The organism is Gordonia sp. LMA484, from assembly GCF_058129505.1.
In genome coordinates this window covers 4,920,069-4,941,520 of record NZ_CM176700.1, presented here as the reverse complement: position 1 = coordinate 4,941,520, position 21,452 = coordinate 4,920,069, and the positions used below count along the sequence as shown (strand labels likewise).

Sequence of the window (21,452 nt, the reverse complement as noted above, 5' to 3'; positions counted from 1 at the left end):
TACCGGTATTTCGGGAGACAGGGCGGACCCATGGAACAGGCGCAGCACGGCTACATCGGCCGCAAGGACGACTACCTCCGACGCTTGCGTCGGATCGAAGGTCAGGCGCGGGGTCTGCAGCGCATGGTCGACGAAGAGGCTTACTGCATCGACATCCTGACGCAGGTCTCGGCGATGACCAAGGCGCTGCAGGCCGTCGGCCTCGGGTTGCTCGAGGAGCACATGAACCATTGCGTCGTGCACGCGGCGCAGGAGAGTGATGCCGCGGGGCAGGAGAAGGTCGACGAGGCCATGGCCGCGATCACCCGCCTGGTCCGGTCCTGAATCGACGAGAACCACTGCACGGCAACGTGTTGACAGCGGCGTCGACAGACGGCGTCGAGACTATGAGGAGGTACGGATGGCAACGGCGACCTACACGGTGACAGGAATGACCTGCGAACACTGCGTGTCCTCGGTCCGCGAGGAGATCGGCGAGATCGCCGGCGTCGAGAACGTGGACGTGTCACTCGACACCGGCTCGGTGGAGGTCACCAGCGACCACGAGCTCGACCGGGCCGCGGTGGAGGCCGCGGTGACCGAGGCGGGCTACCAACTGGCATGAACCCCGGCTACCGGATCGTCGGTTTCGTCGTCGCGCTCGCGGCGGTCTTCGGCATGGCCTTCGGTATCGGCCGTGCCGTCGACCCGTGGGGCGACGACGCTCCGACCCAACCACCGGGCATGCACCAACAGCACGGCGGATAGGCGGCAATCGGGATCGTGACGACCAACAGCATCGACCATATCGACTTCGACATCGAGGGAATGACCTGCGCATCCTGCGCCGGGCGCATCGAGCGCAAGCTCAACCGCCTCGATGGCGTCAGCGCGTCGGTCAACTATGCCACCGAACAGGCGCACGTCGAATTTCCGACGGGCCTCGACGCGACGGACCTGATCACCGTGGTCCGCGACGCCGGGTACGACGCCTCCCCGGTCCGAGCGGCCGGCGATGAGGACACCGGTGCCCCGTCCACACGCGACCGTGAGGATCGCGAACTCGACGGTTTGCGGCAGCGGGTGATCGTGTCGGCGCTGCTGACACTGCCGGTGATCGTGCTGGCCATGGTTCCGGCCTGGCAGTTCACCTACTGGCAGTGGCTGTCGTTGACGCTGGCGGCGCCCGTGGTGGTGTGGGGTGCCTACCCCTTCCATCGGGCGGCGTGGATCAACCTCCGACATGGTGCGACCACGATGGACACCCTGGTGTCGATGGGCACACTGGCCGCCTTCGCATGGTCGGTGTACGCGCTGTTCTTCGGCACCGCCGGCGAGCCCGGAATGCGTCACGGGTTCGACCTCGTCGCCTCGCGCGGCGACGGCACCGCCAACATCTATCTCGAGGCCGCGGCCGGTGTGACCACCTTCCTGCTGGCCGGACGGTACTTCGAGAAGAGATCCAAGCGGCGCGCAGGCGACGCGTTGCGGGCGTTGATGGATCTGGGTGCCAAGGACGTCGCGGTGATCGTCGACGGTGTCGAGCGCCGGGTTCCGGTGTCCGAGCTCGCTGTCGGCGACGAGTTCGTCGTCCGGCCGGGCGAGCGGATCGCGACCGACGGCGTCGTGGTCGACGGCGTGTCCGCGGTGGACGCGTCGATGATCACCGGAGAATCGGTGCCCACCGAGGTCGCCGAAGGCGATGAGGTCATCGGCGCCACCGTGAACGCCGGCGGCCGGCTGGTGGTGCGCGCCAACCGTGTCGGCGCCGATACCGCGCTGGCCCAGATGGCGAAGATGGTCGCCGACGCCCAGGCCGGCAAGGCCCAGGTGCAGCGCCTCGCCGACCGGATCTCGGCGTGGTTCGTACCCGCGGTCATCACGATCGCCGTTGCGACACTGGGTTTCTGGCTCGGCGCAGGGGCTGATGCGAACGTGTCGGGTGGTGTGACGTTCGCCTTCACGGCGGCCGTCGCCGTCCTGATCATCGCGTGCCCCTGCGCGCTCGGACTCGCCACACCGACGGCCTTGATGGTCGGCACCGGTCGTGGCGCCCAGCTCGGCGTGCTGCTGAAGGGGCCGGAGGTCCTGGAGAACACGCGCCGCGTCGACACCATCGTGCTCGACAAGACGGGCACCGTGACGACCGGTGAGATGACGTTGCAGTCCAGCGTCATCGTGGCCGACGGACCCGACGAGAAACGGGTCGTGACGTCGGCGGCCGCGGTCGAGGCGGGTTCCGAACATCCGATCGGGAAGGCGCTCGTCGACGGCGTAGCGCGTCGATTCCAGGGTTCTCCGGCGAAGGTCACCGACTTCCGCGCGGTCGAGGGGGCAGGCGTCACCGGCACCGTGGACGGGGTTCACGTAGCGGTCCAGAAGCCTGGTGCGCTGGGCGGTTCGTTGCCGGGATCGTTGGCCGACGCCGTCACCCGGGCTCAGGGCGAAGGCGCCACCGCGGTGGTCGTGTCGTTCGACGAGCGGCCGGTCGGTGTGGTCGTCGTCGGGGACCGGATCAAGGAGACGTCGGCGGATGCGATCGCCGAACTCCGCCGGATGGGCCTGACACCGGTGCTGCTGACCGGTGACAACGCCGGCGCGGCTGCGCACGTCGCCCAGGCCGTGGGCATCGACTCCGTCATCGCCGACGTCACGCCGGGCGAGAAGCTGTCGGCCATCACAGACCTGCAGCGGGACGGCCATGTGGTGGCGATGGCCGGTGACGGCATCAACGACGCCGCTGCGCTCGCCCAGGCGGACCTCGGGATCGCGATGGGCACCGGCACCGATGTGGCCATCCAGGCCGGCGACCTCACCGTCGTCAGTGGCGACCTGTGGGCCGTGGTCGATGCCATTCGGCTCGCCCGCCGCACCCTGGGCACCATCAAGGGCAACCTGTTCTGGGCGTTCGCCTACAACGTCGCCGCACTTCCGATCGCCGCGGCCGGCCTGCTCAATCCGATGCTCGCCGGTGCTGCGATGGCACTGTCGTCGGTGTTCGTGGTCGCCAACAGCCTCCGATTGCGGCGCTTCCGAGCCCATCCCCGCTGACAGAACCGAAGTCGCACAATCTCCCCGATCCTTGAGGAGCAGCGCCTGCGTGGGTCCGTCACCCGATCCTTGAGGAGCAGCGCCTGCGTGGGTCCGTCACCCGATCCTTGAGGAGCAGCGCCTGCGTGGGTCCGTCACCCGATCCTTGAGGAGCAGCGCCTGCGTGGGTCACCCGATCCTTGAGGAGCAGCGCCTGCGTGGGTCCGTCACCCGATCCCTGAGGAGATCCGGAGCGCTAGCGGAGGATCGTCACGAAGGGTCGCCCTTCGTGACAGTGAGGATGATGGTGGGTAGTCGAGGAGGCGTCGTTGGGGTCTGACCTTCTTCGTGACTGACTTCTCATCGGTTGGATGGGTTGGTCTTTGACCGCGACTTGTCGGCATCAGGGATGTCTGTTCGGCTGCTCGTGAACAACTGGAGACCTTGCTAGGAACCGGGGCGGGTGTGACCTGATAAGGACCTTGCCCGACCACTGCGAGTCGTGGCTCTTCACTGTCCTGTCCACCCGCCCCGGCGAGGTCATCCATCACGTTGAGTGAAGGAGACATTCCCACCATGACTGTGATTACGCCTGACATGCAAATAGTTCTCGGCGTCGATACTCATCAGCACACCCATCATGCTGCGGTGGTTGGCGCCGCTACCGGCCAGGCGGTGGCCGATCAGCCGTTCGCGGCCACCGCGCAGGGCTATCAGCAGTTGCTGCGGTGGGCTGGTGGGTTCGGTCGGATCGAGGCGGCCGGCATCGAGTCCAGCGCCTCCTATGGGGCCGGGTTGACTCGGGCGGCGCGTGCGGCCGGTGTCGAGGTCATCGAGGTCAACGCCCCGGATGAGGCGGTGCGCCACCGCGACGGCAAATCCGATGCGATCGATGCCTACAACGCGGCCCGCGCGGTGCTCTCGGGTCGGGCCAGCGCCGCGGCCAAAGACACCACCGGCATCGTCGAGTCGATCCGCATGCTGCACCTGACCCGCAAGTCCGCAGTCCATTCACGTACCACCATCACCAACCAACTGCGCGATCTGTGCACCACCGCGCCGGCGGTGATGGCTGATCGGTTGCGCGGGCTGAGCAAAGCCCGCCGGATGGCGCTGATCGAGTCGCTGCCCGAACCCGACGCGACTCAGATGGCCGATCCGGGCACCGCGTTCGTCTGTGCCGCCCAGTCGCTGGTACGTCGCCACCGCGAGCTCGACACCGAGATCGCCGCGCTGGACCGCCACCTGCGCAGGCTGGTGACCACCGCGGCGCCCACGCTGATCGCTGCACCCCAGATCGGTACGGTCTGCACGGCACAACTGCTGGTCACCGCGGGCGAAAACGTCGACCGGATGCACAGCGAAGCCAGCTTCGCCAAACTCTGTGGCGTGGCCCCGCTACCGGCCTCCTCAGGCAAAACCAACCGGCACCGCATCAACAAGGGCGGTGACCGCCAAGCCAACAGTGCCCTGCACATGATCGCGGTCGGACGCCTCAAACACCACCAGCCCTCACGGGCCTACCGCGAACGCCGCGAACAGGAAAAACTCACCCACAAAGACATCATCCGATGCCAGAAACGCTACATCGCCCGAGAAGTGTTCCACGCCCTCAAAAAAGACCTCGCACGGCTTGACAAACTATAGGACCGTCGCATCGCTCGTTCCTCGCGAGGCTCCTCAGGGATCGGGTGGTGAGGTTTTGCTCGATCCTCGCGAGGCTCCTCAGGGAGCGGGTGGGAACGCTTCGCTCGTTCGTCGGGGGCGGGTGGTGACGCATCGCTCGTTCCTCGCGGGGCTGCTCAGGGGGGGGCGGGTGGGAACTCCTCGGATCGGAGCCAGAACTAGAACATGTTCTAGTCGATCGTCTACCCTGTGGGCATGGCTGGAACTGAGATCCCGGACACGATCGCATTGGACACGGTGGAGTCCTTCTCCGACGACGTGGACGTCCTGGTCATCGGGTGTGGCGTGGCCGGTGGCAGCGCCGCGGTCGAGGCGGCAGCCGCGGGTGCACGGGTGCTCGTCCTGGAACGTGCGGCGGCGGCCGGCGGCACCAGTTGCATGGCCGGCGGGCACTTCTACCTCGGCGGCGGTACCGCGGTGCAGCAGGCGACCGGTCACGACGACAGCCCCGAGGAGATGGAGAAGTACCTCACGGCGGTGTCCCGGGAGCCCGAGCCGGACAAGATCCACGCCTACTGCACTGACAGTGTCGAGCACTTCAACTGGCTCGAAGGACTCGGCTTCAGCTTCGAGCGCAGCTTCTACCCGGAGAAGGCGGTCATCCAGCCGCAGACCCAAGGGCTGATGTTCACCGGCAACGAGAAGGTGTGGCCGTTCAAGAACATCGCGAAACCCGCCCCTCGCGGCCACAAGGTCCCGGTTCCCGGTGACACCGGCGGAGCGTCGATGGTCGTCGACCTGCTGGTCAAACGCCTCACCGAACTCGGTGCCGAGATCCGCTACGAGACCGGCGCCCGCCACCTCGTCGTCGACGACGAGGGTGCGGTCGTCGGTGCGGCATGGCGAACGCCGGGGGCCGAAGGAGTCATCCGCGCGAAGTCGGTGATCATCGCGGCCGGCGGGTTCGTGATGAACGAGGACATGGTCGCCCGCCACGTGCCGCACGTCGCGGAGAAGCCGTTCACCCTCGGCAGCACCTACGACGACGGCCTCGGCATCCGGTTGGGTGAATCGGTGGGAGCCGCCCTCAAACACATGGATCAGGCGTTCGTGACCGCCCCGATCTACCCGCCGAGCATCCTGCTCACCGGCATCGTCGTCAACAAGAACGGCGACCGGTTCGTCGCGGAGGACTCCTATCATTCGCGGACATCGGGCTTCGTGATGGATCAGCCGGATTCGGCCGCTTTCCTGATCGTCGACGAAGCGCACATGCAGCGTCCCGAGGTGCCGCTGATCCACCTCATCGACGGCTGGGAGACGGTCGCCGAGATGGAATCCGACCTGGGAATCCCCGAAGGCCGGCTGCAGAAGACGCTCGCCGACTACAACGCCAACGCCGCCGAGGGCCGGGACCCCGACTTCCACAAGGCGCCGGAGTTTCTCGCGGCACAGGATCACGGGCCGTGGGGAGCGTTCGACCTCAGCCTCGGCAAGGCGATGTACTCGTGTTTCACCATCGGCGGAATGGCGACGAGCCTCGACGCCGAGGTACTCGATGCCGACGGCAAACCGATCGGAGGCCTCTATGCCGCCGGAGCCTGCGCGGCCAACCTCGCGCAGGACGGCAAGGGCTATGCGAGCGGCACCCAACTGGGTGAAGGCTCCTACTTCGGCCGACGTGCCGGACGGCACGCCGCCGCGCGCCGCTGACCAGTTTGTGACCGAAGGATGACGGCCTGGCCCGGGCAGAACCATCGGCGCGATTACTGAGGTATCAAAGGATGTGACCTCCACATCGCGCGCGGCCGGACATCTCGCGGCGGCCGCCCTGGCCGGTGTCGTCGCCGTCGGATCAGGCCTCGCGTTCGGCGAACTCGTCGCCGTCACGGTCGATCCTGCTGCATCGCCCTACTTCGCGGTCGGCGCGGCCGTCGTCGACCACACACCGACGTCCGGTCGGGAGTTCGCGATCGGCACCTTCGGCACCTCCGACAAGTCCGCGCTGTATGTCGGCATGACCATCCTCATCGTGCTCATCGCCGCGATCTGCGGTGTGGCCGAACGGCTTCGGCCGCCGGTCGGGACAGTCATCGTCGGTGTGTTCGGTCTGGTCGGTGTCCTCGCGGCACTGGACCGCCCGGATTCCCGGTGGACCTTCGCGATCCCGTCGGTCTTCGGTGCGGTGGTCGCCGTGATCGTGCTGCGGGTGCTGATCGGCATGCTGGCCTCCCGTACCACCGAGCCCGCCGGCGACGCATCCGACGACGAGTCGACCGCACGCGGGATCGACCGGCGGTTCGTCTTGACGGCGGCGGGCATCGCCGCGCTGGCCGTCGCCGTCGGCGCAGTCGGACGGCGCATGCTCGCCGACACCGCGCGTACGGTCGCCGACCGCACAAAGGTCGTCCTGCCGACTCCGCGAACGCCTGCGCCGCCCATTCCCCCGACGGCCGATCTCGATGTCCCCGGGGCGACTCCATTCGTCACGTCGAACGCCGACTTCTATCGGATCGACACGGCCCTGCAGGTGCCGAACCTGACGACGTCGGGGTGGTCGTTGCGCATCCACGGCATGGTCGACAACGAGGTACGGATCGGGTGGGACGAACTGATCGCGATGCCGATGACCGAGCGGCTCGTCACCCTGACTTGTGTGTCGAACGTGATCGGCGGCGACCTGATCGGCAATGCGCGATGGCTGGGTGTGCCGATGAGAACTCTCCTCGACCGGGCGGGTGTGCATCCGCAGGCGGACATGCTGCTGTCGACGAGCTCGGATGGATTCACCTGCGGCACGCCCGTCTCCGCGGTCACCGACGGCCGCGACGCCCTGCTCGCGATCGGGATGAACGGGGAGCCGCTGCCCGTGGAGCACGGTTATCCGGTCCGGCAAGTCGTGCCCGGCCTCTACGGGTATGTCTCCGCCACCAAGTGGGTCGTGGACTGGGAACTGACCCGCTTCTCTGATGCGAAGGCCTACTGGACGAGCCGCGGATGGTCGGCGCTGGGCCCGATCAAACTCGCCTCGCGGATCGACCGCCCGGTGGGCTCCACGCAGCGGCGCGGCGAAGTCGTCGTTGCCGGTACCGCGTGGGCACAACACACCGGGATCGAGGCCGTCGAGGTGCGCGTCGACGACGGTGTGTGGCAGCCCGCCGAGCTGGCCACCGAGTATTCGATCGACACGTGGCGCCAATGGCGGTTCACCTGGGTCGCCACTCCCGGAGAACACACCGTCTACTGCCGCGCGATCGACAAGAACGGCAAACATCAGATCGAGGAGCACGCGTCGCCCATTCCCGACGGTGCGACCGGACTCGACTCCCGTCGGTACACGATCACGTAGTCCATTTGATCGAACACAGACCCACGGTCTGACTGAATCGTCGACTACGACACATCCAGTCCGCCGGGCGATACACTCTGCTGACTTCGTGGCATTTCGTGCGGGAGAGGGATCATGCGCCGAGTTCTTCTGTCGCTGAGCATTTTTCTCTCCGTTGTGGTGCTTCTCCAGCCGGGTTTCGGATCGGGTCCCGCCGACGCACTGAGGATCGGGCCGATCACGTTTCCGGACTCGGACTCGCCCGACCTGATCGAGCAGAAGCCGACGGTGGTGGCGAAGCCGGACTGGATGCCGGCGCTGAGCAGCCGTGACACCGTGATCCTGGTGCCGGGTACCACCGACTACGACGGCGCAGATCAACTCGGGCGCACCCGCGACATCGGCATGTTCGGCGTCGCACCCGCGACACGGCCGCCGGTACGGGTGGTGAACTATCCGGCTGCGTTCGGTCTGACCATCGGCGACTTCCCGATCTACCTGGCCGGCGAGGGCACATTCAACGACTCCGTCGAAGTCGGCACCGCGAAGGGGGTCGCCGCCGCCGAGGCCGCCTATGCCGCCCACCCGGATCAGACGGTGGTGATCAACGGTTATTCGCAGAGCGCGCCGGTCGCGATGAACATCGCCCACGTGCTGCGCCAGCGCGGGACGATCCCGGACGATCGGATCGTCGTCGTGGTCGGTGCCGATTCCCGATTCCCCACCACCGGAGTCGAGAACGTGGTGCCCAGCGTCATTCCCGGCATGTACACCAATGGTGACCGCGACCCGTCGGACACCGGTGACATCCCGGTGTACTCGTACTGTGTCCGCGGTGACGCGACCTGCGGCGTCGGCAATCCTTTCGCCAACCCGCTGTCCACGTTCTTCTACCTGGTTCCTGGCTTCTATGTGCACGGGTTCTTGACGTATCGCATCAACGAATACGACATCGCCAAGGAATGGGACAGTCCCGAGGGGAACACCCACTACGTCGTCTATGACGGCGGAAATCCGTGGGGCATGATGCTGCGTGACCTCGGCGTCCCCGTGCCGAAGGACGCCGACGACGTGGTGAGTGCGCTCGTTCCGGTCCCGATGCCCGGCCGCGAGGCGACGAACGCCGGTCACGCCGTTCCGACGCCACGCGAACTACAGGACACCATCTACGCCAGGCTCGGCTGGCCGGTCCCGGTGACCGATCCCGACACGAACCCCCAAGTGAACGATCGCCTTCGGGCCGATCGCACTGTCGACGACTCGTCGGTGGCCCCACCGGCGACGAAGAAGAAGCAGCAGCCGCCCCCATCGCCACCGCCGCCCCCGACGCTGGTCCGCGACATCGTCGAGCGCTACCTCGGACGGTCTCATCCCGGGGTCGGACGCCTCACGATGGCAGTACCAAATCGCGGCGCTACGCATGTGCGCACGCCGCATCATTCATCCAAATCGACGAATTGACGGCCGCACCGGTTTCGCTGTCCTACATCGCAGATTAATCGCCGTTAGACTCACCTCACCATTCCGCCGGAATCGAGGGTCCGCGTGCGTCGAGTTCTGTTGTCACTCACCGTCTTTCTGACGGTGTCCCTGTTCCTGCAGCCCGGTTCGGCGACGGGCGCCACGATCGGCGGGATCACCCTGCCGGAGGTCTCGGTCCCGGCGGACTGGACACAGGCGCAACCGGTGCGCTCCAAGCCCGTCTGGCTGCCGACGAACCTCGGCGACGATGCCACAGTCATCCTCGTGCCCGGAACCGACGACTTCGACGGCGCCGACCAGTGGGGCCGAACCGTGGCCATCGGCTTCTATGATCTCGGCACGGACGCCAGTGGGAACATCGATCCCACACGTGTCGTCATCGTCGGATATCCGGCCGCCTTCGGTTTCTCCTTGTTCGGGCAGCCGATCTATCTGGTCGGCGACGCGACCTACAACGACTCGGTCGATGCCGGGACATCGGCCACGGTGGCGGCAGCCGAGCAGGCATGGGCGAACGCCGCGGATCCCAGCCAGGTCATCATCATCAACGGATACTCCCAGAGCGGGCCGGTGGCGTGGAACGCTGCATACCTCCTGCACCAGAGCGGCAACATTCCCGACGAGAACATCGTCGTGTTGTTGGGGGCCGACACCCGCTTCCCGAACACCGGTGTGGAGACGGTGATCCCCAGCTTCATACCGGGCCTCTACATGAACGGTCCGCGTGACGAATCCGATACCGGTGACATCCAGGTCATCTCGTATTGCGTCCGCGGCGACTCCGCCTGCGGGCTCGGCAACCCGCTCGTACACCCGTTCACCACCCTGTTCTACCTGCTTCCGGGCGCCTACATCCATGGGGCCAACGGGGATTACGTGAACCAGTACACGGTCATCAAAGAGTGGCAGAGCGACGACGGCAACACGACCTACGTCGTACTCGACGGGGGCAACCCGTGGGGGATGATGCTGCGTGGACTGGGGATTCCGGTGGCGCCGGAGTTCGACACCGTGTTGAGCACTGTCGTGCCGGTCCCCATGCCGGGCGAGGCCAGCACCATTGCCGGGTATCCGGTCCCGACGCCGCGCGAGATCCAGCAGGACCTCTACGACGCACTGGGTTGGACCGTACCGGTCACCGATCCTGATGCGCTCGACAAGCAGGCCGCTGCGTCGGGCTACTCCACGATGCTCAGGACATCGAGTGCGGAGTCGACCGGTCCGCCGGATGTCGAGTCGATGAGCGGGGCGGTCGCCGCGGAGGAACCGGAAGGACCGCCTGCCGCTCTGACAGCACCTGAGGCGCCCGCCATTCCGGAGACCCCGGCCGCACCCGAGGCGCCGGCAACGCCGATGACCCCGCAGGCGCCGTCGCAGTCGACCACCGCCGCGGACGGCGGGGCCGACGGGGCGAACGCCGGCGACGACCCGGGCGACGGGCCGGGCGAGGACTCCGGGTCTCACGATTCGCCATCACCGAACGATTCGTCCGCCGACCTGGGGGAGGGTGGTGCGTCGAGCGACGCGACCGCCTCCGAACCCGCCGCCGACGAAGTATCGAATTCATCCTCGGCCACGTCCTCGAACGACGGTGTCTCCGCAGCTGACGAGTGATGTATTGGACAAGTGTCCAATTCTGGTAGAACGTGTTCCGTCAAGGGCTGAGTGACCAATCTGACTGACACGCCCCTTGCGGTTGTCCCCATGCTATGTTCGTCGCACGTTTTTGTGAGCCGGGTGACAATGCACTGTTCCGGCCCATCGCAGCCGCGATCCGAATGCGATGGAAGGGCGACCGCCGGGGTCCGGTCTGCCAGGTGCGTACCTGACCAGAACTAAGGGTGAGAACTATGAGTGTGGGTGTCGTGCGCGAGTCTGCCGCGGGCGAACGTCGGGTGGCGTTGGTCCCGAAGGTGGTCGGCTCGCTGGTCGGAAAGGGTGTCCCGGTGGTCGTCGAGTCGGGTGCCGGGTTGGGGGCGTTGATCCCTGACGAACATTACGTGGAGGCCGGCGCGACGATCGGCGACCCGTATTCCGCGGATGTGGTGGTGCGGGTTGCGCCACCGACCGATGAGGAGATCGGCAAGCTGCGGAGCGGACAGAAACTGATCGGTTTCCTGGCGCCGCGTAACGCCGACAACCAGATCGATGCGCTCAAGGCGGCGGGTGTGGAGGCCTATGCGGTCGAGGCGATCCCGCGTATCTCGCGTGCGCAGGTGATGGATGCGTTGAGTTCGCAGGCCAACGTGTCCGGCTACAAGTCGGTGATCGTGGCGGCCGATCTGTCGACCCGGTACTTCCCGATGATGACCACTGCTGCGGGCACGGTGAAGCCGGCGACGGTGCTGGTCCTCGGTGTGGGTGTGGCCGGGCTGCAGGCGCTCGCCACGGCCAAGCGCCTCGGCGGTCGGACGACCGGATATGACGTGCGCCCGGAGGTGGCCGAGCAGGTCCGTTCGGTGGGTGCGCAGTGGCTGGATCTGGGTATCGACGCGGCCGGTGAGGGCGGGTATGCCCGCGAACTCACCGATGAGGAGCGTGCGCAGCAGCAGCAGGCGCTCGAGAACGCGATCAAGGGTTTCGACGTGGTGATCACCACCGCGCTGGTGCCGGGTCGTCCGGCGCCGCGGCTGGTGACCGCGGCCGCGGTGGAGGGCATGAAGGCCGGCAGCGTGGTGATCGATCTGGCGGGTGAGACCGGCGGCAACTGTGAGTTGACCGAGCCGGGGCAGACCGTCGTCAAACACGATGTGACGATCTGTTCGCCGCTGAACCTGCCGGCGACGATGCCCGAGCATTCCAGCGAGCTGTATGCGAAGAACCTGCTCGCGTTGATCGAGCTGATGCTCGGCGACGACGGTGCGATCAACTCGAACTTCGACGACGAGGTGCTCGCCGCGTCGTGTGTGACACGCGAAGAGGCGGTGGCCTGATGTACAACGAACTGCTCGCGAATGTCGCGATCCTGGTGTTGGCCGGGTTCGTGGGGTTCGCGGTGATCTCCAAGGTTCCCAACACCTTGCATACCCCGTTGATGTCGGGCACCAACGCGATCCACGGCATCGTGGTGCTCGGTGCGCTGGTGGTGATGGGTTCGTTGCCGGCTGATGCGTCGTGGGGTGTTCGGGTCATCGCGTTCGTCGCGTTGGTCTTCGGAACCCTGAATGTGGTGGGTGGCTTCCTGGTCACCGACCGCATGCTCGGGATGTTCAAGGGCAAGAAGGAGACTGTGAGCAAGGAGACCGCGAAATGAGCCCCCGTGTTGAGAGTCTTGGCGTGGTGAATCTCGCCGCCGAGTCGAGCGGTCAGGTGTCGGCGGGCCTCGGTTACGGGGTCACGGTTCTCTACATCGTCGCGTTCTCCATGTTCATCTACGGTCTGATGGGTTTGACCGGCCCGAAGACCGCGGTGCGCGGCAACTGGATCGCGGCCACCGGTATGGGGATCGCGGTGATCGCCACGCTGTTGGGTGTCTACAACAATGCCGGTGACGTCGGGGTGCCCGGCATCAACTGGGTGCTCATCGCGCTCGGCCTGGCGGTCGGTGTGGTGCTGGGTATTCCGCCGGCGTTGAAAACGAAGATGACGGCGATGCCGCAGCTGGTGGCGCTGTTCAACGGGGTCGGTGGCGGCACGGTCGCGTTGATCGCGTGGGCGGAGTACATCGAGTCCGATGGCTTCACCGCGATCGCGGAGACCCCGGACGTGCATGTGATCGTCGGGTCGCTGTTCGCGGCGATCGTCGGGTCGGTGTCGTTCTGGGGTTCGTTGGTGGCGTTCGCCAAGCTGCAAGAGATCATGCCGAAGGGGCTGGAGAAGGCGTTTGTCAAGAACGCCAAGGGCTTCCAGTTCGCGAACATGGTGCTGGCCATCGCGGCCGTGGCGATCGCCATCTACATCGGTGTGTCGGCTGATTCGCTCGATGCGACGGCGTGGTTCTGGATCGTGCTGCTGTTGGTGGTCGCGGGTCTGATGGGTCTGTTCGTGGTGTTCCCGATCGGTGGCGCGGACATGCCCGTGGTCATCTCGCTGCTCAATGCGATGACCGGTCTGTCGGCGGCCGCCGCGGGTCTGGCACTGAACAACCAGGCGATGATCGTTGCCGGCATGATCGTCGGCGCCTCGGGTTCGATCCTGACCAACCTGATGGCCAAGGCGATGAACCGGTCGATCCCGGCGATCGTGTTCGGCTCGTTCGGCGGCGGCGGCGATGCCGGCGGCGGTCCGACCGGCGCTGCGGGTGGCACGGTCAAGGCGACCTCGGCCGCCGACGCCGCGATCCAGATGGCCTATGCCAACCAGGTCATCGTGGTGCCCGGCTACGGTCTTGCGGTTGCCCAGGCCCAGCACGCGGTCAAGGAGATGGCGGCGCTGCTGGAGGAGAAGGGTGTCGAGGTCAAATACGCGATCCACCCGGTTGCCGGTCGGATGCCCGGGCACATGAACGTGCTGCTGGCCGAGGCCGATGTCGAATACGACGCCATGAAGGAGATGGACGACATCAACGGTGAGTTCAACCGCACTGACGTCGCCATCGTCATCGGCGCCAACGACGTCACCAACCCGGCCGCGCGTAACGATCCCGGCTCACCGATTCACGGCATGCCGATCCTCAACGTCGACGAGGCCCGCTCCACGATCGTGCTCAAACGATCGATGAGCTCGGGCTACGCCGGTATCGAGAACCCGCTGTTCTACGCCGACGCCACCAGCATGCTCTTCGGCGACGCGAAGAAGAGCGTCGACAGCGTCATCGAAGAACTCAAGGCGCTGTAAACCCCCTCCGAGGCCTGCCTCCGTTTGCCCCGACATCGGGGGAACGGAGGCAGTTCTCGTTTGGGCCGATGAGTTTTCCGGCAGTGGTGTGTCTATCCCGGCAGAACCACACACCACACACCGGAGGGCATCATGACCGCATCAACCATCGACACAACGTCGCACGCCACCGACCGGGTACGTGCCCGGAGTTGGCGTCACACAACGGGAGTCGCGATCAGCGTGCTGATCGGCGCCTTCCTCGTCTTCGACATCGTCGGGAAGCTGACACAGCCCGAGGCCGTCATCGAGGGCACCGCGAAGCTCGGGTTCCCGATCGACCAGGCCTATGTGATGGGCACCGTTCTGCTGGTCTGCCTTGTCGTGTACGCGATTCCCCGGACCGCCGTTCTCGGGGCGGTCGGGATCACCGCATACCTGGGTGGTGCGGTGACAGCGAACATGCGGATCGAATCGCCACTCGTCAGCACCACCTTGTTCGCGGTGTACCTCGGTGTGCTGATGTGGATCGGGCTGATCCTCCGGCGGCCGGAGCTGTTGAAGGTGGCCGGGATTCGGCGCTGAGCTGTCGTTGTTCGCAGGCAGGAGCTGCCCGTTTCCGTCCGAACTCTCGGACGGAAACGGGATTTCTGCTGTGGTGGGTGTTATCGACTTGCGACCGGACAGGTGCGGGCCTGTAGCCGCTTGCCGATACTGTTACGCAAGTGACTCATGTGTCCAAAGTGAAGCGGACCAAGCTTGCTGCCGTGGCGGTGATCGCTGCCTCCGCGGTCGGCGGTGTGGTGGTCGGCACGCTCCCCGTCGATCGGTCGGTCCATGTCGACGTGGCGCCGGCGGTGACCGCGGTCGACCCGGCAGGACTCTACAATTCGGCGCAACAGAAGTTCGCGGCCGGGGATGTCCCGGGTGGACTCGACGCGCTGAAGCAGATGCTGACCGTGGCACCGGCCGACGCCTACGCACTTGCGTTGCAGGCGATCTGGTCGGACCAGGCCGACGACCCCACGACCGGGCGTGCGGCGCTGTCCCGCCTCGGGGTGATCAACCCGGCGCTGTCCACCACGGCACGCAACGTCATCGACGGCGTCGCCGCCGCAGCCCACATCGTTCCGGACACCACGCCCAAGACCGTGTCGGGGCGGACCGCGATCGTCGTGCTCGGGTACGGCCTGAACCGCAACGGAACGATGGCACCCGAACTCGTCCGACGGGTCACCGCCGGCAAGGCGCAGGCCGAGACCACCACGACGGCACCGATCGTCGTCACCGGTGGCGCACCGAAAGCGGGTGTCACCGAGGCCGCGGCGATGAAGAAATGGCTGGTTTCCAGTGGGGTCGACGCCACCCGCATCACCGAGGAGGGCAAGTCCGGGTCGACGGTCGCCAATGCCCAGAACACAGCAGACATCTTGCGTACCCAGGGCATCAGCACCATCATCCTGGTCACGTCTCCCAACCATATTCGCCGCGGGGCAGCAGATTTCGCGGCCGCAGGGTTGCGCACCGTCGCGACCGTGACGACCGCGACCGATCTCGCGAAGTATCAGACTCCCCTGACGAAGGATCAGCAGCGAGGCATTCGGCTCGAGGCGACACGTACCGCGAAGATTCCGGCAACCCGTGAGGCGGGACTGCCCGTCCCCGAGAACCTGCCAGACACCGGACCCGGGCTCATCACCGAGTTCGGTGGAAAGCTGCTGGAAACACTCCTCGGCACGGGGTCGTCGGCGACAGGGTGAGGCCAACGCCGGCCGACACACGGCGCCCGGTGTCGCGTACCGCGCACCACGGTGGTCCGGTTGTGGTGACCGGGTTTGGGTGGCCGTCGGGTACGCGACACCGTGTGGTGCCGTGTGTGTTTCACTCTTTGGAGTTCTCAAGGATCAGATGCGGTCCCGGCCAGGGGTCGCTCTCTGCTGGTCGAGTAGCGGCGAACGAAGTGAGTTGCGTATCGAGACCGGGGTTGGGTGATCTCGATACGGTGCCTCGCCTAGCGGCTCGGAACCTACTCGATCAGCGGAAGAGCGACGGCGGGTCAGTCAGGCTGGTTGGTCGGGTGGGGTCAGCGGCGGTGGTCTGGCGGTTGTGGTCACCGGGTCTCGGTTCAGGCGGCGGTGGGCAGGTTGTCGAGGTTGAGGGTGCGCCGGTTGTGGGCGGGGATCGGGCGTCGTTGCGGGTCGACGGATGCCGGCGGGATGAGCCAGGGGTGTTTGTCGAGTCCCATGACGACGTCCCAGCCGTTGTGGTGGACGTCGTGGTGACATGAGGGGCAGAACAGGCAGCCGTTTTCCAGGTAGGTTTTGCCTCCGTCGGCCCAATGTTTGATGTGGTGTGCGTGGCAGCGGGTGGCGGGTGCCCCGCATTTGATGCAGCCCCGATCGCGTTGGTGCAGTGCTCTTCTCAGTTGTGCGGGGAACAGGCGTTTGTCGTGGCTGATGTCGAGGGGGACGGCTTCGTCGTCGACGATCATGGTGGTGATGGTGCCGTCGCAGGTCAGGGTGCGCAGGGTGGCTTCGGTGATCGACCCCATGAACTCGAGTTCGGCGTCTTCGGGTCGTTCGGCGGGTACCGTGATCAGGGTTTGGGTGCGCGGTGCGGAGGCGGCATCGCCGCCGCGGGCGGCGATGTCCAGCAACGTTTCCAATGCGTCGGCTTGGCGACGTTCAGTGGACCGGGCGTCGGGGGAGCCGTCGGGTTCGGGACGGGGTTTGGCTAGTTCTTCGATGGCGGCGTGGAACTTTTCGCCGACGTCGGTGTTGAGGTCGGCGTGCACTTCGAGTCGTCCGTCGCTGGTCAACGCTTTGGACAGGGTGTTGAGGTTGCGGTCTTCCGAGGCGGGTAGGCCGCCGGTGTCGTCGGCGTGCTTATTGCCTAACGCGCGGGCGTGTTTGGTGATGTCGGCGGGGGTGGCGCCGGAGAAGAATTGTCCGAGAAGATCTGTCACAAATCTTAGACGCGCTGCGTCGTCGATCGGTTCCGCTGATCTCTTGGCAATATGATCAATCCCTTTGACCACCGCGTCGGCGTGTTCGCTGGAGATCGCACCGTCGGCGGCATGGGCGTGCAGGGTGGGCAGCGAGGACGTCGTGGCGGCGATGCGCTGTAGGCGAGCCGCGACCGCGGGTGCCAGGCCCATCACGATCAAGAGTTCGGTCATTGTGCGGCCGTGGTCTTTCGCCACACCGAGGCGGTCGAGGTGGCCGACCATGATCGCCAGGTGGTGGGCGATCAGGTTGCCCATCACGATCAGTGCCTGGGTCGTGTCGAAGGCCGACTGTTTGGCCAGCTCATCGTGGGCGATGGGTAGGTCACGGAGTGTATCGACAAGCGGTGAGAGTTCCCCCGAAGTTCTCATGCCATCCAAAGTATTCGAACTGGCGTTCGACGTCAAGGGGTTTGTGGAGGAAGGTGCAGAGAATTTTTCGGGGCGGTCGGGGTTTGTTGGTGTCGTGGCTGAATGGTTGTGTGGCAGGGGATCTCGATACGTCTCCTCGCGCGCTCGTCGACTACTCGATCAGCGGGAGGGGCCGCGTCGCTGCCGCTCGTCGACTACTCGATCAGCGGGAGGGGCCTCCTCACTGCCGCTCGTCGACTACTCGATCAGCGGAAGGGCTGCGTCGTCTACTCGATCAGCGGGAGGGGGTTTCCGCGTTCGCTTATCGACCAACGATCAGTGGATGGGTCTCCGCGCCGCTCATCACCCGCTCGAGCAGCGGAACCCTTGATGCCTGGGTTCGGCCCTTGTCTCGTGTATCCCGCTCTTGCGCACCTAGCGCCGTCGGCTCTTGGTGAGCGCAACCGGATCCAGGGCTGTACGTGACCATTCCGCTGCCATCGACAGACTCGCGTCGCGCCCGGAGTGGACATGATGAAACGCCGAACGTGCCGCGCGGTCGGGGTCGTGTGCAGAAATGGCGGCAAGGAGCTCTTCGTGCTCGCGGCACTGCACTCCGGGGTCACGGTCGCGGGTCAGATGGAACAGCCACTGCGTGCGCGCCTCGAGTGGGCGCAGGATGTTCTCCAGCAGTGGGTTTGCCGCCAGATCGACGATGATCGTATGAAAGTGTGCGTTCGCGGCAGCGATGGCAGGTTTGTCGTCACGGGCGGTGGCGTCGCGGGCGATCTCGAGCTGAGCAGCCAGGGACGCGAGCCCCTGTTCGTCGGCGCGCTCGGCTGCCAACCGGGCCGAGAGTACTTCGAGGCTTTCGCGGACGTCGAAGAGATCGCGAACATCGTCGGCGGTGAAGGGTGCGACGATCGCTCCCTGTCGAGGTACCACGACCACCAGCCCGTCCTGCTGCAGCAACTGCATCGCTTCGCGGAGCGGTATTCGTGACACCTTCAGTTCGTCGGCCAGGTCACGCTCCACCAGCCGCGTTCCCGGTGGCAGGTCGAGGCCGACGATGCGCGCACGCAATTCGTCGTACACCTGCTCGCGCAACGACTTCTTTGTCGAATCGGAAGCGGCACTCGTCACCGGGGTCTCCTCTGTAGGGCGTTGAGGGACAGCTTAACCGGCCGAAAGTTAACGGTATACCGTTAACTGCTCTCTTACGGTCGCGTAATGCGGCGGAAATGAGCCGGGCGCACTCTCATTCATAACGGTATACCGCTAATGGTGCCGAAGGATTCAGGAGGGGCTGTCCATGAAACGCACACTTCCCATCGCGCTGGCAGTGGCCGGTGCACTTGCTCTCGGCGTCACCGGCTGCGGATCATCCGATTCCGGCGGGGGCGGCGACACGCTGTCGGTCGGAGTCTTCCTACCCGGCTCGGTCAACGACACCGGCTTCATGCAGTCGGCCTATGCCGGATATCAGCGGGTGAAGGAACAGATGGGCGACAAGGTGGATGCAAGCTACGTGGAACAGGTTGCCGCGGCCGACTACCAGCAGGCCCTGCAGCGGTTCGCCTCGGAGAACGATCTGGTGATCTCCGTCGGCGGACAGACCGATGCCGACCTCCGTAAGGTCGCACCCCAGTTCCCCGACGTGAAGTTCGTCGAGATCGGCGGGCCGTCCGATGCCGAACCGATGCCGAACCTGGCGTACTACGATCCGCAGCAGGCCGAGGCCGAGTTCGTCGCAGGCGCAGCGACGGCAGCAGGCTCGAAGTCCGGCACCGTGGGATTCGTGGGTGGCGTCGAGCTTCCCGCCATTGTGAACTCGGCCAAGGCTTTTGCCAACGGTGCCAAGTTCGCCAGGCCGGACGTGAAGGTGCTGGCACCGCAGTACGTCGGCGACTTCAACGACCCGGCAAAGGCAAAACAGGCTGCTGCCACAGCCTATGCCGGTGGCGCCGACGTGCTGAGCCAGATCGTCAACCTCGGTAAGCAGGGCATGGAGCAGGCCGCGCAGGAGACCGGGAAACAGATGAGCGGCGGCCCGATCCCCGGTGACTGCACGAATTCCGTCTACAGCGGATACGTCAAGACCGACATCGGCACCGAGGTCGAGTATGCCGTCACCTCGACGCTCGACGGATCGTGGCAGGCCCAGCAGGTTCCATTCGGGTTGACCAGCGACAAGGCCGGTACCGACTACGTCGTCTGCTCCACCGATCCTGCGGTGAAGGACACGGTCGATCGGGCCAAGGCCGGCATCGCCGACGGCTCCATCACCCCGTACTGACGGCGGGCCACGATGACGATCACCACGGACGTGATGGCGCGAAACGATTCTCCGCTGCTCACCCTCGACGGCATCGCGAAATCGTTCGGAACGGTGCAGGCACTTCACGACGTGAGCCTGTCGGTTGGCTCCGGGTCGGTGCACTGCATCCTGGGTGAGAACGGTGCCGGCAAGTCGACCCTGTGCAACACCATCTTCGGCACGGTGTCGTCGGATGCCGGCGCGATGAGACTGAGCGGGGCACACTACCGCCCGCAGAACCCCAGAGAAGCACTCACCGCGGGGGTCGCCATGGTGCATCAACATTTCTCGCTGATCTCGACGATGTCCGTCGCCGACAACCTCCTGCTGTCATCCGACGGGCTCCGGCCACCACGCCGACGGCTCGGCGCCGACCTCGACCGCATAGCCGACCTCTATGGATTGAGGATCGATCCGAAAGCGACGGTGAAGGATCTGAGCGTGGGCGCACGCCAACGTGTCGAGATCGTCAAGTCCCTACTCGGTGATCCACGGCTGATCCTGCTCGACGAGCCGACGGCGGTTCTCGATCCGGCCGAGATCGACGCACTCATCGAAACCTGTGTGGCGCTCACCGATACCGGCAAGTCGGTAGTTCTGATCACCCATAAGCTCGGCGAGGTGGCGCGGGTTGCCGACGAAGCCACGGTGCTTCGGGCGGGTACCGTCGTCGGCGGCGGCAAGCTCTCCGACGTCACGCCGGAGAACCTGCTCGAGCTGATGCTGGGCGGCACACGACCACTCGAGCGTGCGGTCCGGCCTCCTCGCGCGATGCCGTCGGATGCGCCGATCTGCCTGCAGGTCAGGGGGATAGGGGTCACTCACGACGACGGCCGTCAAGCGCTCTCGGGCGTCGACCTCGACATTCGGTCCGGCGAGATCGTCGGGATCGCCGGTGTGGAGGGCAACGGGCAGTCAGAGTTGACCGGGGTGCTCTCTGGTGCGTTGACGCCGGAGCGCGGGTCGGTGCGCCTCGACGGTGCCGACATCACCGTCTCCACGCCGGGCCGGCGCACCGATGCCGGGTTGGCGGTCATCCCGGAGGACCGCCACGCCGAGGGGATCATCGCCGAGATGACCATCACGGAAAATCTTGCCATGCCACGGCTGAAGCAGTACCGCCGCCGCTGGGGACTGCTCGACCGTTCCCGGATGCGTGCGGCGGCCGACGATGCCATCGCGGCTTTCTCGATCCGGGCATCGGGACCGGATGCGACGATCGGCGAACTGTCCGGCGGTAACCAGCAAAAGGTCGTACTCGCGCGCGAATTGGCCACTCCGGGCTTGCGCGTCGTCATCGCGGCGCAACCGACCCGGGGGCTCGATGTCGGCGCCGTCGCGTTCGTCCTCGACCGACTACGGGAGGCAGCCGACGACGGGGCAGCCGTGCTGGTCACCTCCAGCGAGATCGACGAACTCCTCGCCGTGTGCGACCGCGTCGTGGTCGCCTACCGCGGTGCGTTGAACGGGTCAGTCGACACCCGGTCACCCGATGCTGCACGCGAGATCGGCAATCTCTTGACAGGAGTGGCGGTGTGAGTCTCCCCCAACCACGGATCCGATCCGGCGGAAACCGCGCC

Annotated in this window: 18 protein-coding genes; 16 read left to right on the top strand and 2 right to left on the bottom strand. The window is 65.9% G+C overall.

Features of this window, described 5'->3' with window-relative positions; translation table 11 throughout:
• The first annotated feature begins 30 nt into the window (after window positions 1-30).
• From AC4AMJ_RS21905 to AC4AMJ_RS21840, 14 genes are all read left to right on the top strand, one after another.
• Window positions 31-324, top strand: coding sequence for a metal-sensitive transcriptional regulator (locus AC4AMJ_RS21905; protein WP_489899020.1), 294 nt, complete (start codon window positions 31-33; stop codon window positions 322-324).
• Between the two features lie 76 nt (window positions 325-400).
• The gene (locus tag AC4AMJ_RS21900; RefSeq protein WP_489899021.1) at window positions 401-604 is read left to right on the top strand and encodes a heavy-metal-associated domain-containing protein; all 204 of its coding nucleotides are present in this window, start codon (window positions 401-403) and stop codon (window positions 602-604) included.
• Entirely contained in the window at window positions 601-747 is a 147-nt protein-coding gene (locus AC4AMJ_RS21895) for a hypothetical protein (protein ID WP_489914665.1), read from the top strand. Before AC4AMJ_RS21900 ends, AC4AMJ_RS21895 begins: the two co-directional genes overlap by 4 nt.
• A 15-nt stretch (window positions 748-762) precedes the next feature.
• Entirely contained in the window at window positions 763-3,030 is a 2,268-nt protein-coding gene (locus AC4AMJ_RS21890) for a heavy metal translocating P-type ATPase (RefSeq protein WP_489914663.1), read from the top strand.
• Window positions 3,031-3,585: 555 nt separating this feature from the next.
• Complete coding sequence (locus tag AC4AMJ_RS21885) at window positions 3,586-4,656, top strand: IS110 family RNA-guided transposase (RefSeq protein ID WP_489914661.1); 1,071 nt, start codon at window positions 3,586-3,588, stop codon at window positions 4,654-4,656.
• A 234-nt stretch (window positions 4,657-4,890) separates the two neighbouring features.
• Window positions 4,891-6,348, top strand: coding sequence for an FAD-binding protein (locus tag AC4AMJ_RS21880; RefSeq protein ID WP_489914659.1), 1,458 nt, complete (start codon window positions 4,891-4,893; stop codon window positions 6,346-6,348).
• 73 nt (window positions 6,349-6,421) lie between these two features.
• Window positions 6,422-7,984, top strand: coding sequence for a molybdopterin-dependent oxidoreductase (locus tag AC4AMJ_RS21875; protein WP_489914657.1), 1,563 nt, complete (start codon window positions 6,422-6,424; stop codon window positions 7,982-7,984).
• A gap of 114 nt (window positions 7,985-8,098) precedes the next feature.
• Window positions 8,099-9,424 (top strand): PE-PPE domain-containing protein, encoded by a 1,326-nt coding sequence (locus AC4AMJ_RS21870; protein ID WP_489914655.1) that lies wholly within the window; start codon window positions 8,099-8,101, stop codon window positions 9,422-9,424.
• Window positions 9,425-9,508: 84 nt separating this feature from the next.
• A complete protein-coding gene (locus AC4AMJ_RS21865) occupies window positions 9,509-11,059 on the top strand; it encodes a hypothetical protein (protein ID WP_489899028.1) in 1,551 nt (516 codons plus the stop codon).
• 236 nt (window positions 11,060-11,295) lie between these two features.
• Entirely contained in the window at window positions 11,296-12,378 is a 1,083-nt protein-coding gene (locus AC4AMJ_RS21860; protein WP_489914653.1) for a Re/Si-specific NAD(P)(+) transhydrogenase subunit alpha, read from the top strand.
• Window positions 12,378-12,698 carry an NAD(P) transhydrogenase subunit alpha part 2 gene (locus tag AC4AMJ_RS21855; protein ID WP_489899030.1) on the top strand — a complete coding sequence of 107 codons (321 nt, stop codon included), beginning with the start codon at window positions 12,378-12,380 and terminating at the stop codon, window positions 12,696-12,698. Before AC4AMJ_RS21860 ends, AC4AMJ_RS21855 begins: the two co-directional genes overlap by 1 nt.
• Complete coding sequence (locus AC4AMJ_RS21850) at window positions 12,695-14,221, top strand: NAD(P)(+) transhydrogenase (Re/Si-specific) subunit beta (protein WP_489914651.1); 1,527 nt, start codon at window positions 12,695-12,697, stop codon at window positions 14,219-14,221. Before AC4AMJ_RS21855 ends, AC4AMJ_RS21850 begins: the two co-directional genes overlap by 4 nt.
• A 132-nt stretch (window positions 14,222-14,353) precedes the next feature.
• Window positions 14,354-14,785 carry a DoxX family protein gene (locus tag AC4AMJ_RS21845; protein ID WP_489899031.1) on the top strand — a complete coding sequence of 144 codons (432 nt, stop codon included), beginning with the start codon at window positions 14,354-14,356 and terminating at the stop codon, window positions 14,783-14,785.
• 149 nt (window positions 14,786-14,934) lie between these two features.
• Complete coding sequence (locus AC4AMJ_RS21840) at window positions 14,935-15,960, top strand: YdcF family protein (protein ID WP_489918486.1); 1,026 nt, start codon at window positions 14,935-14,937, stop codon at window positions 15,958-15,960.
• 365 nt (window positions 15,961-16,325) lie between these two features.
• On the opposite strand, the gene AC4AMJ_RS21835 is transcribed toward AC4AMJ_RS21840, so the two are convergent.
• Both AC4AMJ_RS21835 and AC4AMJ_RS21830 read right to left on the bottom strand, forming a co-directional pair.
• Window positions 16,326-17,576 (bottom strand): HNH endonuclease, encoded by a 1,251-nt coding sequence (locus AC4AMJ_RS21835; RefSeq protein WP_489914649.1) that lies wholly within the window; start codon window positions 17,574-17,576, stop codon window positions 16,326-16,328.
• A gap of 414 nt (window positions 17,577-17,990) precedes the next feature.
• Entirely contained in the window at window positions 17,991-18,698 is a 708-nt protein-coding gene (locus AC4AMJ_RS21830; protein WP_489914647.1) for a GntR family transcriptional regulator, read from the bottom strand.
• A gap of 169 nt (window positions 18,699-18,867) precedes the next feature.
• Between AC4AMJ_RS21830 and AC4AMJ_RS21825 the strand changes: the two genes are divergently transcribed.
• Window positions 18,868-19,851 carry a BMP family protein gene (locus tag AC4AMJ_RS21825; RefSeq protein ID WP_489914645.1) on the top strand — a complete coding sequence of 328 codons (984 nt, stop codon included), beginning with the start codon at window positions 18,868-18,870 and terminating at the stop codon, window positions 19,849-19,851.
• 12 nt (window positions 19,852-19,863) lie between these two features.
• On the top strand, window positions 19,864-21,411 hold the full coding sequence (locus AC4AMJ_RS21820) for an ABC transporter ATP-binding protein (protein ID WP_489914643.1): 1,548 nt from the start codon (window positions 19,864-19,866) through the stop codon (window positions 21,409-21,411).
• Window positions 21,412-21,452: the final 41 nt, after the last annotated feature.